Genomic DNA, 15774 nt, shown 5'->3' with positions numbered 1-15774 from the left:
ATCATGATCCCAATTAAATCAGCCAATTATCCACGCGTAGTCTTGTCGGCAAAATCTAAAATTGTCCTTGACGCACATAGTCATTTCGCCTACCTGATGGGTAGGATTTAACTCATACCAACATGGTAGGTTTTTACCGCTACACGGTATGGGTTTGTTCCACCCTGTAAGGGCTTGCCCCGCAAGGTAGACAAAAGGATATGAGCAGCATGGAATAGCCTGTTATGACAGCAAGTTGCCAGCTTGTTGTCACGTTTCTATGCAGCAAGGTTACAACCTGTCCCGCCGTTCCGCAGGGAACCGGAGCGAAGGGCGATCGGCTGAGGGAAGTCTGAAGGACGTGTTTGTAATTTCATCGAAAGGACTGCCACTATGATGAAAGGAAGATCACTGCTGCGATGGGCGGGACTGCTGGTTGCGGTAGCACTCGTCTCGGTCTGGGGACACGAGGCGCGGAGCTCCAAGGCCGAGGTATCCTCTGCCGGTAGCTATGCTGACATCGTCACCATCGATGTGATCGGGAAAATGGGGAACACCGAGTTGCCGGCTGTTACCTATCGCCATGACCTGCATACGGAAGCAATGAAAAAGTTGAACAAAGATTGCTCCGCTTGTCACAAAACGCAGGATGGTAAAATGTCTCTTAAGTTCATGCGCACCGAGGACGGTAGCGCAGAAGAACTCAAGAAACTCTATCACACTAACTGTTTCGCCTGCCATGCCGAACAGGCTGCCGCAGGCAACAACACGGGACCGCAGGAAGGCGAATGCCGCGCCTGTCACAATCCCAATCCCGCAGATGCTTCCGCATGGAAGGAAGTGGGAATGGATAAGTCCCTGCATTACCGTCACATTTCCGCCAAGACCATCAAGGTTGCAGGACAGGATGTGAACTGTGGCGCATGCCACCACGTGTATGATCCCGCTACCAAGAAGGCCGAATGGAAGAAGAATACCGAAGATTCCTGCCGCGCCTGTCATAAGAGCGAGCCTACTCCCGTTGCCGAAGGCGCTGACAAGATGAAGCCCGCCTTCAAGGTTGCCGCTCACGAATCCTGTGTGCTCTGCCACGTGAAGACCACCGGTGATACCGGTCCCGTCACCTGTGCAGGTTGCCACACCGCCGAAGCGCAGAAGCAGTACAAAGTGGTTACGGAAGTGCCCCGTCTCGAACGCGGCCAGCCTGATGCCACCCTCGTTGTTGCTGACGACCTGAAGAAGGCAAAGCTGCCCGCAGTGGCCTTCAACCACAAGCTGCACGAAGCCTCTCTGGACAACTGCCGCACCTGTCACCATGAAAAGATCGCCTCCTGTACTGAATGCCACACCGTGGCAGGCAAGAAAGAAGGCAATTTCGTTCAGCTGGAACAGGCAATGCACGCCGTCAAGAGCAAGACTTCCTGCGTGGGCTGCCATAACACCGCCAAGACCGATCCTTCCTGTGCCGGCTGCCACAGCCTGATGCCCAAGGCCGCTCCTTCCGAGCAGTCCTGTGCTACCTGCCACGAGAAGAACGCTCCCAAGGGTGATGAACTGGCTGCCATGGACAAGGATCAGAAGCTGGCCGCAGCATCCGCTCTTGTGAGCGCACGCCCGACCACCATGCCTGTCTACGGCGACGAGGACATTCCCGAGTTCGTTGAAATCGGCGCCATTGCCGACAAGTACGAGCCTTCCAAGATGCCCCACCGCAAGATCGTGAAGACCATGATCGCAGCAGTGGCCGGCAACAAGATGGCTGCAAGCTTCCACACCGATCCCGGCACCTTCTGCCAGGGCTGCCATCATAACAGCCCCGTCAGCAAGACGCCGCCCAAGTGTCAGAGCTGCCACGGCAAGCCTTTCGAAGCCGACAAGGGCGACCGCCCCGGCCTGAAGGCTGCATACCATCAGCAGTGCATGGGCTGCCACGCAGCCATGAAGCTTGAAAAGCCCAAGGCCACGGCGTGCAAGGAATGTCACGCCGAGCGCACTAACTAGGACCCGGGAGGATCAGTTATGGATCGCAGAAAATTCCTGAGCCTGTTGGGTGGTGCCGGTCTTGCCTCTGCCATGGGCGCAACCAAGGTCAAGGCCGCAGGAACCCACACCTTCAACGGTTATCCGGACGCCATGGGCGTCCTGCATGACAGCACCCGCTGCATCGGCTGCCGCAAATGCGAGCAGGCCTGTGCAGAGGTGAACAATCTGCCCAAGCCCGAGGTCGCCTATGACGACCTGACCGTGCTGGACACCAAGCGCAGAACCGATGCCAAGACCTACACCGTTGTGAACAAGTACAACACCGCCGGTCTTGATCATCCCATCTTCCGCAAGCAGCAGTGTAACCACTGTCAGGAACCCGCTTGTGCGTCCGCCTGCTTCGTCAAGGCGTTCACCAAGAATCCTGACGGTTCCGTTACCTACAACGGCGACCTGTGTGTCGGCTGCCGCTACTGCATGGTCGCATGTCCCTTCGGCGTGCCCACCTTCGAATACGATGATCCGCTGGATCCGCTGGTGCAGAAGTGCACCATGTGCCATCCCCGTATTCAGGAAGGCAAGCTGCCCGGCTGCGTTGAAAAGTGCCCCAAGGAAGCGCTCACCTTCGGCAGACGCGAGGACCTTCTCGCCATTGCCCGTGACCGCATCCGCAAGTACCCCGAGCGCTACGAGAACCACATCTACGGCGAAAAGGAAGCAGGCGGCACCAGCTGGCTGTACCTGTCTGCCGTGCCGCACACCGAGCTGGGCATGCCCGTAGTGGGCAAGACCTCCGCGCCCGAGCTTACCTCCGGCGCACTGGGTGCGGTTCCCATGGTTGTGGGTATCTGGCCCGTACTGCTGGCAGGTGCCTACGGCATCAGCAAGCGTAAGGAAAAGATCGCTGCGGAAGAACAGGCCGACGCAGTTCGCGAAGCCATCGACAAGACCAAGGCCGATGCAGACAACGCCATGAAGACCGCGCTGGACAAGGCTGCCAAGGACAAGGCTGCCGCTGTTGACCGCGAGGTGAAGAAGGCCGTTGCCGAAGCCCAGCAGTCTTTCGACGAAAAGCTCGCCGCCATGCAGGCTCCTGCCGAAGCAGAAGACACCGACGCCGGGAATTCCCCGGAGGAGGAAGCATAAATGAGCAATAACCAGAAATCATTCTGGACGCCGGGCAACGTTCTTACCGCCTTCATCCTTGCCGGCGGTCTGGTGCTTACGTTCCTGCGCTTCTACAAAGGGATCGGTGCTGTCACCAATCTTGACGACAACAACCCCTGGGGCATCTGGATCGGGTTTGACCTCATGTGCGGCGTAGCACTCGCCGCCGGCGGGTACGTAACCTCCGCATCCTGCTACCTTTTCGGGCTCAAGCGCTATCATTCCGCAGTGCGTCCCGCCATTACCACGGCCTTCCTCGGCTACTTCTTCGTTGTTGTAGCCCTGATGTACGACCTTGGTCATCCGTGGCGCCTGCCTTATCCGCTGGTATACTCGCAGGGTACCACCTCGCTTCTGTTCGAAGTGGGTCTGTGCGTTGCCACGTACGTGACCGTGTTGTTCGTGGAATGGTCTCCCGCCGCTCTGGAATGGCTGGGCTTCCGCAAGATCCGTAACTTCGTGATCAGGCTGACTCTGCCCCTGACCATTCTCGGCGTGGTTCTTTCCACCATGCACCAGAGCTCGCTCGGCGCGCTCTTCCTCATCGCCCCCGGCAAGCTGCACCCGCTGTGGTATTCCAGCTTCCTGCCCGTGTTCTTCTTCATGTCTTCCATGGTGGCAGGTGCTTCCATGGTCATCTTTGAAGGAACGCTGGCACACAAGGGCATGCACGACAAGATGGACGAAACCCACCTGAAGGAAGCCGACGGCGTAGCTTTCGGCATGGCCAAGGCCGCCTCCTTCATCCTGCTGGGCTACTTCTTCATCAAGGTGTTCGACATCACCATGGACAACGACTGGCAGTACCTTGCCACCGGTTACGGTGCATGGTTCCTCGTCGAAATGTTCGGTTTTGTCGCACTGCCCTCTTTCCTCTACGCCCTCGGCGTACGTGAAAAGAACCTCAAGCTCGTGCGCATCGCCTCTGTCTTCGGCGTGCTCGGTATCGTGATCAACCGTTTCAACGTGAGCATGATTGCCTTCAACTGGCAGCTTCCCGCTGCTGAGCGCTACTTCCCCAGCTGGATGGAAGTGGGCATCTCCATCTTCGTTGTAACCCTGATCGTCACCACCTACCGGTTCATTGCTACCAAGATGCCTGTTCTGTACGAGCATCCTGAGTACAAGGACGCCCACTAGGCCAAAGGAGAAAGAACAATGGAACACATTTTCTACACCCTCCACGACTTCATGCTGCATACCAAGTCCATCGTCTATATTCTGATGGGCCTGGCGCTGGTCAGCTTTGTCGGCTACTGGCTGTTCATCACCGGCAGAGACGAGAAGATCCGGAAGTACTAGCTTGCGCGTAGCACGCATTAGCAAGACAAGGAGAAGACAATGATTGGATTCCTTACCGGACCGATGCTGCTGATATCCCTCGCGGTATTCTTCGTGGGACTCGCGTTTCGTGCCGTCATGTATGTAAGGGGCCTGAACTGGCAGCTCGACCGCGTTGCCTACAAGCCCCATATGGCCCTCGGTATCAAGGGTGCCCTGCACTCCATCCGCCGCTGGCTTATTCCCGGTGGCACGTACAGCTGGCGCGACCAGCCCTTCATGGCTGTCGCGTTCTTCCTGTTCCACATCGGCGGTGTGCTGGTTCCCCTGTTCCTTCTGGGCCACCAGGTCCTGCTGGAAGAGGCTATCGGCTTCAGCCTGCCCGCGCTGCCTTCCATCGTTGCAGACGTGCTGACCGTGCTCGCCATCATCGGCGGCGTAATGCTGGCCCTGCGCCGCATCGCCCTGACCGAGGTGCGCATTCTCACCACGCCTTATGACTGGTTCATTCTGGCTGTTTCCGTGGCACCGTTCGTGACCGGCTTTGTCGCCCGTATGCACTGGGGCACCTATGATTTCTGGATCACTGCCCACATCCTTACCGGCGAACTGCTGCTCATCATCGCTCCCTTCACCAAGCTCTCGCACATCGTGCTCTTCTTCATGTCCCGCGGTCAGCTGGGCATGGACTACAGCATCAAGCGCGGCGGCATGAAGCGGAACTACGCCTTCCCCTGGTAACAGCGAGCCTCTAGGAGTAACCAATGCCTGAAGGTATTTTCTGCAATAAGCGCCCCGTCAACACCGAAGAAGACCTCAAGGCCCTTCTTGGCGACAAGGGCGGCGCGCAGTACTACGAGGAAATGAAGAAGCTGGACGTGGATGTTCCCGCGCTGGCTGCGACCCTTGAAAAAACCTGCAAATCGCGCATCCGCACCTGGCTCGAAATCTGTGCCCACTGCGGCATGTGCGCCGACTCCTGCTTCCTGTATCGCGTAAGCGATCGTGATCCCAAGCAGGTTCCGGCATATAAGATCCAGTCCACCCTTGGCGAAATCGTCAAGAAAAAGGGCGATGTGAGCAACGAGTTCATGCGTCACTGCGTGGACGTTGCATGGTCCCAGTGCACCTGCTGCAACCGTTGCGGCATGTACTGCCCCCACGGCATCGACATGGGCGTCATGTTCAGCTACCTGCGCGGCCTTCTCTACTCTCAGGGTTTTGTACCGTGGGAAATGAAGATCGGCTCCGGCATGCACCGCGTGTACAACGCCCAGATGGACGTGACCGAAGAAGATTGGGTGGATACCTGCGAATGGATGGCCGACGAATACGGCGAAGAATGGCCCGGCCTGGAAATTCCGGTAGACAAGGAAGATGCGGACATCATGTACACCCTGAATGCCCGCGAACCCAAGCACTATCCGGAAGACCTTGCGGAAGCGGCAATCCTCTTCCACCTTGCGGGTGAGAACTGGACCGTGCCGAGCACCGGCTGGGAACAGACCTCTCTTGCCATGTTCGCCGGTGACTGGGCTGCCTGCAAGAAGCAGGTGGAAACCGTCTACGCCGCCATCGAACGCCTGCGCCCCAAGCGCGTCGTGGGTACCGAATGCGGCCATGCGCACCGTGCCACCGTCATTGAAGGCCCCTACTGGGCCGGACGTGAAGATGGCCTTACGCCCGCACCCTACATCCACTACGTGGAATGGCTCGCAGAGGCGCTGCGCACGGGCAAGATCAAGATCGACCCGACCAAGAAGATCAAGGAGCCTGTCACCCTTCAGGACTCCTGCAACTACGTGCGTAACCACGGCCTTGCGAACATTACCCGCGAGATCATGAGTTACATTGCCGAAGACTTCCGTGAAATGGCCCCCAACCGCGAGCACAACTACTGCTGCGGTGGCGGCGGCGGCTTCAACGGTATCGGCAAATACCGTCATCAGCGTAACGAAGCGCTGAAGACCAAGCGCGACCAGATCCTCGCTACCGGCTGCAAGCTGGTTGTGGCTCCCTGCCACAACTGCTGGGACGCCATCCGCGACCTTGAGGAAGAGTTTGAAATCGGCATCCGCTGGACCTTCCTTAAGCCGCTGATCCTGAAGATGGCGATCATTCCCGATCACCTGAAGCTGCAGGAAGACGAAGACGAATAGAGCCTGACGCGGGGAGGCACATGCCTCCCCGCGCATTTCCTGCCCGCAGGGCAGCGCCCCTTCGTCTGTCACGCAGTGCAAACAGGAGCGACCGTCATGGCTTTACGCATCATGGTTGTCGATGATGACCAGAACATCGTCGAATATCTCGTGAACATCCTGACGGCTCAAGGGTACGAAGCAACAGGAGCGGTCAGCCGCGAACAGGCCGTGCGCCACGCAGCGGCACAACCGCCCGACCTGATAACACTGGACATGGAAATGCCCGGAGAAGCAGGCCCCCTGCTTTATAAGGATATGGTGGCACTGAACGGCATGTCGCAGACTCCGTTCATTCTCATCTGCGGACTGCCCGGACTGCACCATGCCATTCCCAACGCGGTTGCAACCGTGAACAAGCCGTTCGACCCCGAGAAGCTCATCGGGATAATTCGCGATACTTTTCCCGGATAACCACACCGGCAGGGCTTCGGCCCTGCCGGACTTCTACAGGATAGCAAAAACCGACTTAGCATGAAGTTGACCACAAGAAGCCGCTACGGCACCAGAATGCTGCTCGACATAGCAATGAATCAGGAAGATGGCCCGGTTTCCATCAAGGATATTGCCTTGCGGCAGGAAATTTCCCTGAAGTATCTGGAAAAACTCATGCGCGTCCTCAAAAAGGACGGCTACATCAAGAGCCGTCTGGGTGCGCACGGGGGCTACGTGCTGGCCAAAGATCCCAAGGACATTCCCATAGGCGATGTGGCTCACTCGCTTGAGAAAACCGCCCCCTGCTACGACTGCGACGAACGACAGAACTGCTGTCCGCGCATGCACGTGTGTCTTACCCGTACCATATGGGAAGAAGGTGCAAAGGCCATGTACAACAAGCTGAACACCTTTACACTTGCAGATCTCATCCGCGACACATCCCTTTGTCCGAAAAACCAGCCCGACTCCGTTCCGCCCCGCGCATAACGGTTCCTGAAACATCCTGAAAGTATTGCAACAGAAGGCTCACGCAGAGCCGCACCGCTTGACAGAGCCACCTGAAGAGGTTATTAAAAATCGATTCGGCAGCGTTGGGTGGTGTATTCATCCCCGACAACTTTCTGACAAACGTCCGCGTTTTCAGCGAGTTATGCCGAGACATCCTGTAGCCGCATGGCGGCAATGACCGGGGTGGCCGTGTGGGCCCCCTTTTTTTATTGCCCCAGCTTCGGGAAGCACAATTTTTTTTTAAGATTCACAAGGGACCGGCATGCGCGGACAACGGCATGCGGCCCCTGGCCGAACAAGGTATAAGGACATCGCAGCATGAGTGGCAGCACTAGGCATTCACGAATCCTCGCAATCGTTGAACCGATTGTGGAATCCATGAACCTCACCCTGTGGGGGCTCGAACTCGGAGCAGGCCCCAGACTCGTGGTGCGCATCTACGTGGAAGGCCCCGAAGGCGTGAACATAGACCAGTGTGCGGATATTTCCCGTCACACCGGTCTGGCTCTTGAGGTAGAGGATATAATTTCCGGTGCATATATATTGGAAGTCTCTTCTCCCGGCCTTGAGCGCCCCTTCTTCTCAGCTGCGCAGATGGCCGCCTATGTCGGCAGCCCCGTGGTTGTCGTGCTGCGTGAACCGCACGGCGAATTTTCCGGTCGGCGCAAATTCCCGGGCACCCTGCAGGGCGTAAACGGCGAAGACGTTACGCTCTCACTCCCCGAAGAAGAGGGTGTACTCACCGTACACTGGAACGATATCAAGAAAGCGCACCTGGTCCACGTGTTCCCGGACACGAGCAATGGCAAGAAGAAGCGCTAGCACGCAGCCTGACGGTGCTCAGGAGCGAGTCGGAGGACAGAACATATGAGCATGGAACTCAAAAAAGCCATTGACCAGATCAGCAAAGACAGAGGTCTTGATCGTGAAATGCTGATCGATACGCTGGAAGAAGCGGTACGCACCTCTGTGGTACGCAAGTTTGGCGATGATCTGGACGTGGAAGTGAGCTTCAACGAGGAAACCGGCGAGATCGAGGTTTTCCAGTTCAAGATCGTGACCAAGGAAGTCGAGAACGAGGTAACCCAGATTTCTCTCGAAGAAGCCCGGGAGCACGACCCCTCCGTACAGCTTGACGACGAAATGGGCTTCCGCCTCAAAGTGGAAGACCTGGGCCGCATCGCTGCCCAGTCCGCCAAGCAGGTGATTATCCAGCGCATGCGTGATGCTGAGCAGGAAATCATCTATGACGAATTCAAAGATCGCCTCGGCGATATCATCAGCGGCATTGTGCAGCGTCGCGACAAGTCCGGTTGGATCATCAACCTCGGCCGCACGGAAGCCCTGCTTCCCAAGGACGAGCAGATCCCCCGCGAACACTACAAGCGCGGCGACCGCGTTCAGGCCCTGATTATCGAAGTGCGCAAGGAAGGACGGGGCCCGCAGGTCATCGTCTCCCGCTCGCACCCCGACTACATGTCTGCCCTGTTCAAGCGCGAAGTGCCTGAAGTGGACGACAACACTGTGGTCATCATGAACGTTGCCCGCGATCCCGGCAGCCGCGCCAAGGCCGCTGTCATGTCCCGTGACCGTGATGTAGATCCGGTGGGCGCATGTGTCGGTATCCGCGGTTCGCGCATCCAGAACATCGTTCAGGAACTGCGCGGCGAACGCATCGACATCGTCGTGTGGAGCGCTGACGTGGCAACGTACGCCCGCAACGCCCTGTCTCCGGCAACCATCAGCCGCATCATCGTTGATGAGGATGAGAACATGCTGGAAGTGGTGGTGCCGGACGATCAGCTCACCAACGCGATCGGCCGCAAGGGCCAGAACGTGAAGCTTGCTTCCAAGCTTCTGGGCTGGAAAATAGATATCTTTACTGAAAGCCGCTATAATGAGGCCAATGCCATCGGCAAGGGTCTTGAACAGCTTGCCAGCGTGGCTGAAGTGCCGCTGGAAGTGTTTGTTGAAGCCGGCTTCCAGACCATTGAAAGCCTGCGCAACGCTACCGATGAAGAATTGGAAAGCGTGCCGGGCCTTACCGCCTCCAAGATCTCGGACCTGCGGACCGCGATCAACTTCCTGTCTTCCGCCGTCGGAGACACGAGCGATGAGCACCCTGCTCATGCCGAGGAAGAAGAGGTTGCGCCGGAAGGTAACGTGGACGGAGAGGAAACGGAATAAGACCGGATGGCTGATACTATCCGGAAAGCACATGCGCCTACGCGCATGTGCGTAATATGCAGAAGCAAACACGCCAAGGGCGAGCTTCTGCGATACGTCTGCCCCTCGGCGGGGAATAATGATACAGCACTTGTCTTCGATGAGAAGCAGGTGCTCCCGGGCCGGGGTTATTACATCTGCAGCAATCCTGAGTGCGCACAAAGACTGGCGCGATTCAAGGTTCGGCGGAAGTAAAGGGGGTTAGAAAGTATGAGTGACGAAAAGACTAAAGTAAAAGATTTATCCGCTGATCTTGGCGTATCCGTCAAGGATCTCATGACTATGCTCAGGGAACTCGGCATTCCTGCCAAGAGTGCCATGAGCGCACTGAACACGGAAGACATTCCGCGCATCAAGGACCGCGCCAAGAACGGACCTTCGCAGCGTGAAGTGCTGCGTAAGGAAACCGCTTCCGGCGTTATCGTGCGTCGTCGTCAGAGCACCGAACAGGGTGGCTCCAGACCCGCGCGCACCCCAAAGCCTGCTGACACTCCGGCCCGCATAGTGCGTCCCGAAGCTGCCTCCGCCCCCATGGCGGATGCACCCAAGGCACGCATCATCAAACCTGCGGACGCGGCAGCACCCAAGGCTCCTGAAACGCCTTCGGTCCGCATTATCAAGCCCGCAAGCGATGGGACCGCTGAAGCCCCCCAGCAGTCCGCACCGGCACGGGCGGCAACCGCTCCCGCCGAGCGTTCCGCAGCTGCAGAGCCCGTGGAGACCAAAGCCGCCGAGCAGGCGCAGCCTGAAAAGGCCGCATCCGCTCCGGCTGCACGTCCCGCCGCACCCGCTCAGGTCAAGCCCGATGCTGAAGTGCGCCCCGCAGGTGCAGACGATGCAGACGGTGACGACGAAGCTGCGCGCAGAAAGAAAAAGAAGAAGCCGAAGAAGCGTGAAGAATTTACAGCGCCTCAGGTACGCATCATCTCCCTGCCCGATCCCGAAGCGGCAAAACCGCAGCCCCCGGCAGAACGCACGGAACGTGTTGAACGTACGTTCGACAACCGTCCCGGCAACCGCCCCGGCGGCGACAACCGTGGCGGCGACAATCGCGGTGGAGATCGTGGTGGGTATCGTGGACCGCGTGACGGCCAGTTCCGCCCCGGCGGCGCTCCCCGTCCTGACGGCCAGTTCCGTCCCGGTGGCGCTCCCCGTCCCGGCGGTGCTCCGCGTCCCGACAACCGTGACGACAAGGACGCCCGCGGTCCTCAGCGTCCCGCAGGTCAGCGGCCTGCTGGTGGTGGTGCTCCCCGTCCCGGCGGCGGATTCCAGCGCCCCGCAACCGACATTCCTACTCCCGGTACGGACGAATCCCGCAAGCGTCACGCCAAGGCGAAGCGCACTGTCGATTTCGGCACGCGCACCGATGGCGGCGAAGACTTCGGCAAGAAGGGTACCCGCGGCGCCAAGAAGGGCATCAAGGATCAGGCCATGGGCGGGTCCGATGAGTGGGTACGCGGTCGCAAGCCCAAGCGCGGCAAGCGCAAGGATATGTCCGGTTCCACCCAGCCCCTGAAGGCTGCAAAGCGCAAGATCAAGGTTGATGAAGCCATTCGCGTATCCGACATGGCCCACCAGATGGGCGTGAAGGGTTCCGAGGTCATCAAGGTTCTGATGCAGCTCGGCGTTTTCGCCACCATCAACCAGTCCCTTGATATTGAAACCGCAACCCTCGTATGCGCCGAATTCGACTACGAAGTGGAAAAGGTGGGCTTCTCCGAACAGGAACTCCTGCTGCCCCGTGCACAGGACGCTGATACCGAAGAGAACCTGCGCCCCCGTCCGCCCGTTGTTACCATCATGGGTCACGTTGACCATGGTAAAACCTCGCTGCTCGACGCCATCCGCAAGTCCACCATCACTTCCGGTGAAGCAGGCGGCATCACGCAGCACATCGGTGCATACCATGTGACCACCAAGCGCGGCGAACTGTGCTTCCTCGACACCCCCGGCCACGAAGCGTTTACCGCCATGCGTGCCCGCGGTGCCAAGGTGACGGACATCGTCATTCTCGTGGTTGCAGCCGACGACGGCGTGATGGAGCAGACCCGTGAAGCTATCAGCCACGCCAAGGCAGCTGAAGTGCCGATCGTGGTTGCCGTGAACAAGATCGACAAGGAAAGCGCCAACCCCGAACGCGTTATGCGCGAGCTCTCCGAACAGGGCCTCGTGGCTGAAGATTGGGGCGGCGATACCATTTTCGCCAAGGTTTCCGCGAAGACTCGCGAAGGCCTCGACGATCTGCTCGAACTGCTGGCACTGCAGTCCGAAATTCTCGAACTGCGCGCCAACCCCGACAAGCTTGCACGCGGCCACATCGTGGAAGCCAAGCTCGACAAGGGTCGCGGCGCCGTGGCTACCGTACTCGTGCAGGAAGGTACCCTCAAGCAGGGCGACGTGTTCGTCTGCGGTTCCTTCTCCGGCCGTGTACGCGCCATGTTCGACGATCAGGGCAAGAAGGTCACCTCTGCCGGTCCTTCCACTCCTGTGGAAGTGCAGGGCTTTGACGGTGTGCCGGAAGCCGGTGAAGAGTTCGTGGCTCTGGAAGATGAAAAGGTCGCACGCCGCATTGCGGAACAGCGCGCCGTAAAGACTCGCGAGCGCACCCTTGCCCGCGAATCCAAGGTAACGCTGGAAACCTTCCTGTCCCGTCGTCCCGACGCGCAGGAAGCTCAGACCCTCAATGTCATCCTCAAGGCCGACGTGCAGGGTTCCGTGGAAGCCATCATCGAGGCACTGCGCAAGCAGGCAACCGAGAAGGTCAAGGTGGATGTCATCCACAGCGGCGCCGGTTCCATCACGGAATCCGACATCCTGCTGGCATCCGCGTCCGACGCCGTCATCATCGGCTTCAACGTCCGCCCCACCGTCAAGGTGAAGGAAGTTGCAGACCGTGAAGGTGTGGACATCCGCTTCTACGACATTATCTACAAGCTCGTTGAAGAGATCAAAGCCGCCATGGCGGGCATGCTCGCCCCGGTGGTCAAGGAAGTGTACCTCGGTCAGGCCGAAGTGCGCGAAACCTTCAGCGTTCCCAAGGTCGGCATCATCGCCGGCTGTATCGTGGAAGACGGCAAGATCCTGCGCAACGCCGGCGTACGCCTGCTGCGCAACGGTGTGGTTATCTACACCGGCAAGATCTCGTCCCTGCGACGGTTCAAGGACGACATGAAGGAAGTGGCCAAGGGCTACGAATGCGGTATCGGTCTTGAGAACTTCAATGACATCAAGACTGGCGACGCCATCGAAGCCTTCGACACTGTCGAAGAAGCCGCCACTCTCTAAAGCACATCAACCGGAGCCGGACCCTGTGTCCGGCTCCGGATTTTCCCGACGTTATCCGCCGGAACACAACCGCACATACCAGAGCAGGCTCTATAATGGTAATAGGCGTTCTTTCCGTGGAATATTGGCTGCACGGCAATGATTCCCTCAAGGGAAAGAGACGCATAGCCAACAGCCTGAAGCAGAAAGTGCGCAACCAGTTCAATGTTTCCATTGCCGAAGTGGGTTCCGAGGACTCCCTGAGCCGTCTGAAGTTGAAGATTGTTTCAGTCAGCAACAGCGAGCGGCATCTTCAGAGCAGGCTCACCAAATGCCTGAGCATGATGGAAGCTGCCTGTTCCGAGGAAATGGTTTACAGCGACATGGAATTTTTCGGTGTAGAATAGCCGCAGGTGCAGGTATATGCAGGAAGTTATTGCCAATATTGCCCAGATACTCAAGGAAGAAGACGACTTTCTCGTCACAGCCCATGTGAATCCCGACGGCGACGCCATCGGCTCCATGAGCGCGCTCTCGTGGCTGCTTTCCCGCATGGGGAAAAGAGTGGCCGCCTACAATGAATCCGGCGTACCCCGCTATCTGAACTGGCTCGAATTTCCCTGCGAGGTTTATACCGATCTTGGCGACCTGCCCTTTGCCCCCCGCCGTATCATCGTGCTTGATTCCGGTTCGGCAGAGCGCGCCGGAGAAGCCATGCAGCGTTTCATGCAGGGCGTACCCAGCATCTGCATGGACCATCATCTGCGCACTCCCGAATTTGCCGATGTGAACTGGATTGATCCCGAGTTCGCAGCCGTTGGCGAAATGCTCGCCATACTTGCTGACCGGCTTGCCATCATGCTCACCGGCCCGCTCGGCGAAGCCATCTATCTTGCCATCGGCTCGGATACCGGAAATTTCACCTACGGCAACACCACGCCCCGCACCCTTGAAATTGCAGCTGAGGTGCTGCGCAGGGGACTCGACCTCGAATCCTTTACCGCGCGCTCCGAGGCGACATGGTCGCTTAACCGCATCCACCTGTGGGGCAGGCTCTTTGATAATGTTCACCTCGCCCTTGACGATCAAGTGGCATACATGACATTGCCGGATTCCCTCTTTACAGAGACCGGAACCACCATGGAAGATTCCGAAGGAATCGTGAATTTCCTGCGCCGCATTTACGGCGTCAAGGTCGCCATGACCCTGCGTGATCTCGGACCCGACAAATGCAAGATAAGCCTTCGCACACACGGCGTGTTGAACGTGCAGGAAGTGGCAGCCATATTCGGCGGAGGCGGACACAGAAACGCCGCCGGAGCAACATTGAACATGCCCATGCCGAAAGCCGTGGAAGCAGTTATCGCCATCCTTGCCGAGAAGTTGGCACTGGACGGAAAACAGGCTTAAGTATATGTCAGAGCAATATCCAGCACAGCAGGATGGTGTGCTGGTCGTTTACAAGCCCAAGGGGCCCTCTTCGGGTACCTGCATAGGCAAGATTAAACGACTGGGACAAAAGAAAATAGGTCACGCCGGCACCCTGGACCCCATGGCTCAGGGTGTGCTTATCGTATTGCTGGGACAGGGCACCAAACTGTCCGGCCATCTGATGTCCGGTGGCGCCAAGGTTTACTCCGGCACCATCAAACTGGGCGAGACCACTGATACCTGGGATGCGGAAGGCGAAATAGTTGCCACCGCCCCGTGGGACCATATCACCGAAGCAGACGTGCTCACTGAAGTGGGCAACTGGCTCGGCGAAAGCGAACAGGAAGTTCCCTCCTACTCTGCTGCCAAGCACAACGGGCAGGCGCTCTACAAGCTGGCGCGACAGGGGAAGGAGACTCCGGTCAAGACAAAGACCATCAATATTTCGCATGCGGAAGTTCTGTCGTTTGAACTGCCGTATGTGCGATTCCGGGTGCGTTGCACCTCCGGTACCTACATTCGATCCCTGGCCCACAGCCTGGGGTTGCGATTGCGGTGCGGGGCGGTGCTTACAGAGCTCATCCGGGAATATAGCCACCCGTTCTCGATGGACGAGGCACACACGCTAGACGCGATACTCGAAGCGCCGCACACCCTGCCCGAAAAGGTCATCCCGCTGGAAAAAGCCCTGCCGGAATGGCCCAAGATCGTCCTTGACGAAGAAATGGCAAAGAATGTGCGAAACGGGATGTCGGTTCCCTACAATCCGGAAACCATTGCCAATATGCCCTTTGCCGTAGGGATTTCCGCAATGCTTCTCGGACCGGACCACACTCCTCTGGCGCTTGCCGAGACGCAGATAGTGCAACGGCAGCCCGCCTGGACCATCGTTCGCGGATTGTGGCAGTAACAATCCTAACATTCGGAGGATATTGCTGTGGTAATGACGCCTGAACAGAAGAAGGCCATTATTGAGGAACACGCCCAGCACGAAGGCGATACCGGTTCCCCTGAAGTACAGATCGCGCTGCTGACCGCACGCATCCTGTACCTTACTGATCACTTCAAGGATCACAAGAAAGACTTCCACTCCCGTACCGGCTTGCTGAAGCTGGTCGGCCAGCGCCGCAAGCTGCTGAAGTACCTTGCAAGCAAGGACGTTCAGCGCTACCGCGAACTGATCAAAAAGCTCGGCCTCCGGAAGTAGGCTTTCTGCGGGGAACCCCGTACGGGGTTCCCCGTTTAACTTCACACGGCCATAGCGGCCGTACATACGCAGTCGCGTGAAAGGGGGGTCCGG

At 58.2% G+C, this 15774-nt stretch carries 16 protein-coding genes; all 16 read left to right on the top strand.

Annotated features, from left to right (window positions below; genetic code table 11):
• Positions 1-372 precede the first annotated feature (372 nt).
• Positions 373-1980 carry a sulfate respiration complex hexadecaheme cytochrome HmcA gene (gene hmcA / locus HUV30_RS03785; RefSeq protein WP_174404106.1) on the top strand — a complete coding sequence of 536 codons (1608 nt, stop codon included), beginning with the start codon at positions 373-375 and terminating at the stop codon, positions 1978-1980.
• 18 nt (positions 1981-1998) lie between these two features.
• Positions 1999-3108 (top strand): sulfate respiration complex iron-sulfur protein HmcB, encoded by a 1110-nt coding sequence (hmcB, locus tag HUV30_RS03780; protein ID WP_174404105.1) that lies wholly within the window; start codon positions 1999-2001, stop codon positions 3106-3108.
• A complete protein-coding gene (gene hmcC, locus HUV30_RS03775) occupies positions 3109-4269 on the top strand; it encodes a sulfate respiration complex protein HmcC (RefSeq protein ID WP_174404104.1) in 1161 nt (386 codons plus the stop codon).
• A gap of 18 nt (positions 4270-4287) precedes the next feature.
• Positions 4288-4431, top strand: coding sequence for a sulfate respiration complex protein HmcD (gene hmcD / locus HUV30_RS03770; protein ID WP_174404103.1), 144 nt, complete (start codon positions 4288-4290; stop codon positions 4429-4431).
• Between the two features lie 39 nt (positions 4432-4470).
• The gene (gene hmcE / locus HUV30_RS03765; RefSeq protein WP_174404102.1) at positions 4471-5151 is read left to right on the top strand and encodes a sulfate respiration complex protein HmcE; all 681 of its coding nucleotides are present in this window, start codon (positions 4471-4473) and stop codon (positions 5149-5151) included.
• A 23-nt stretch (positions 5152-5174) separates the two neighbouring features.
• Complete coding sequence (gene hmcF / locus HUV30_RS03760) at positions 5175-6569, top strand: sulfate respiration complex iron-sulfur protein HmcF (protein WP_174404101.1); 1395 nt, start codon at positions 5175-5177, stop codon at positions 6567-6569.
• Between the two features lie 96 nt (positions 6570-6665).
• Positions 6666-7022 carry a response regulator gene (locus tag HUV30_RS03755; RefSeq protein WP_174404100.1) on the top strand — a complete coding sequence of 119 codons (357 nt, stop codon included), beginning with the start codon at positions 6666-6668 and terminating at the stop codon, positions 7020-7022.
• Between the two features lie 60 nt (positions 7023-7082).
• A complete protein-coding gene (locus tag HUV30_RS03750; RefSeq protein ID WP_174404099.1) occupies positions 7083-7532 on the top strand; it encodes an Rrf2 family transcriptional regulator in 450 nt (149 codons plus the stop codon).
• Positions 7533-7871: 339 nt separating this feature from the next.
• Positions 7872-8375, top strand: coding sequence for an LSm family protein (locus tag HUV30_RS03745; RefSeq protein ID WP_174404098.1), 504 nt, complete (start codon positions 7872-7874; stop codon positions 8373-8375).
• Positions 8376-8420: 45 nt separating this feature from the next.
• Positions 8421-9740 carry a transcription termination factor NusA gene (nusA, locus tag HUV30_RS03740; protein WP_174404097.1) on the top strand — a complete coding sequence of 440 codons (1320 nt, stop codon included), beginning with the start codon at positions 8421-8423 and terminating at the stop codon, positions 9738-9740.
• Between the two features lie 6 nt (positions 9741-9746).
• Entirely contained in the window at positions 9747-9974 is a 228-nt protein-coding gene (locus HUV30_RS03735) for a YlxR family protein (protein WP_174404096.1), read from the top strand.
• 15 nt (positions 9975-9989) lie between these two features.
• Positions 9990-13064 carry a translation initiation factor IF-2 gene (gene infB / locus HUV30_RS03730; RefSeq protein WP_174404095.1) on the top strand — a complete coding sequence of 1025 codons (3075 nt, stop codon included), beginning with the start codon at positions 9990-9992 and terminating at the stop codon, positions 13062-13064.
• Between the two features lie 95 nt (positions 13065-13159).
• Complete coding sequence (locus HUV30_RS03725) at positions 13160-13450, top strand: DUF503 domain-containing protein (protein WP_174404094.1); 291 nt, start codon at positions 13160-13162, stop codon at positions 13448-13450.
• A gap of 16 nt (positions 13451-13466) precedes the next feature.
• Positions 13467-14453: a DHH family phosphoesterase gene (locus tag HUV30_RS03720; RefSeq protein WP_174404093.1), complete on the top strand. Its 987-nt coding sequence runs from the start codon at positions 13467-13469 to the stop codon at positions 14451-14453.
• Positions 14454-14457: 4 nt separating this feature from the next.
• Positions 14458-15384 carry a tRNA pseudouridine(55) synthase TruB gene (truB, locus tag HUV30_RS03715; RefSeq protein WP_174404092.1) on the top strand — a complete coding sequence of 309 codons (927 nt, stop codon included), beginning with the start codon at positions 14458-14460 and terminating at the stop codon, positions 15382-15384.
• A gap of 27 nt (positions 15385-15411) precedes the next feature.
• The gene (rpsO, locus tag HUV30_RS03710) at positions 15412-15681 is read left to right on the top strand and encodes a 30S ribosomal protein S15 (RefSeq protein WP_174404091.1); all 270 of its coding nucleotides are present in this window, start codon (positions 15412-15414) and stop codon (positions 15679-15681) included.
• Positions 15682-15774 lie beyond the last annotated feature (93 nt).

Origin of the sequence: Desulfovibrio subterraneus (genome assembly GCF_013340285.1) — a bacterium.
Lineage (GTDB): Bacteria > Desulfobacterota > Desulfovibrionia > Desulfovibrionales > Desulfovibrionaceae > Halodesulfovibrio > Halodesulfovibrio subterraneus.
Note: the sequence above shows the minus strand (reverse complement) of the source record. Positions and strands in the feature narration are given on the sequence as shown.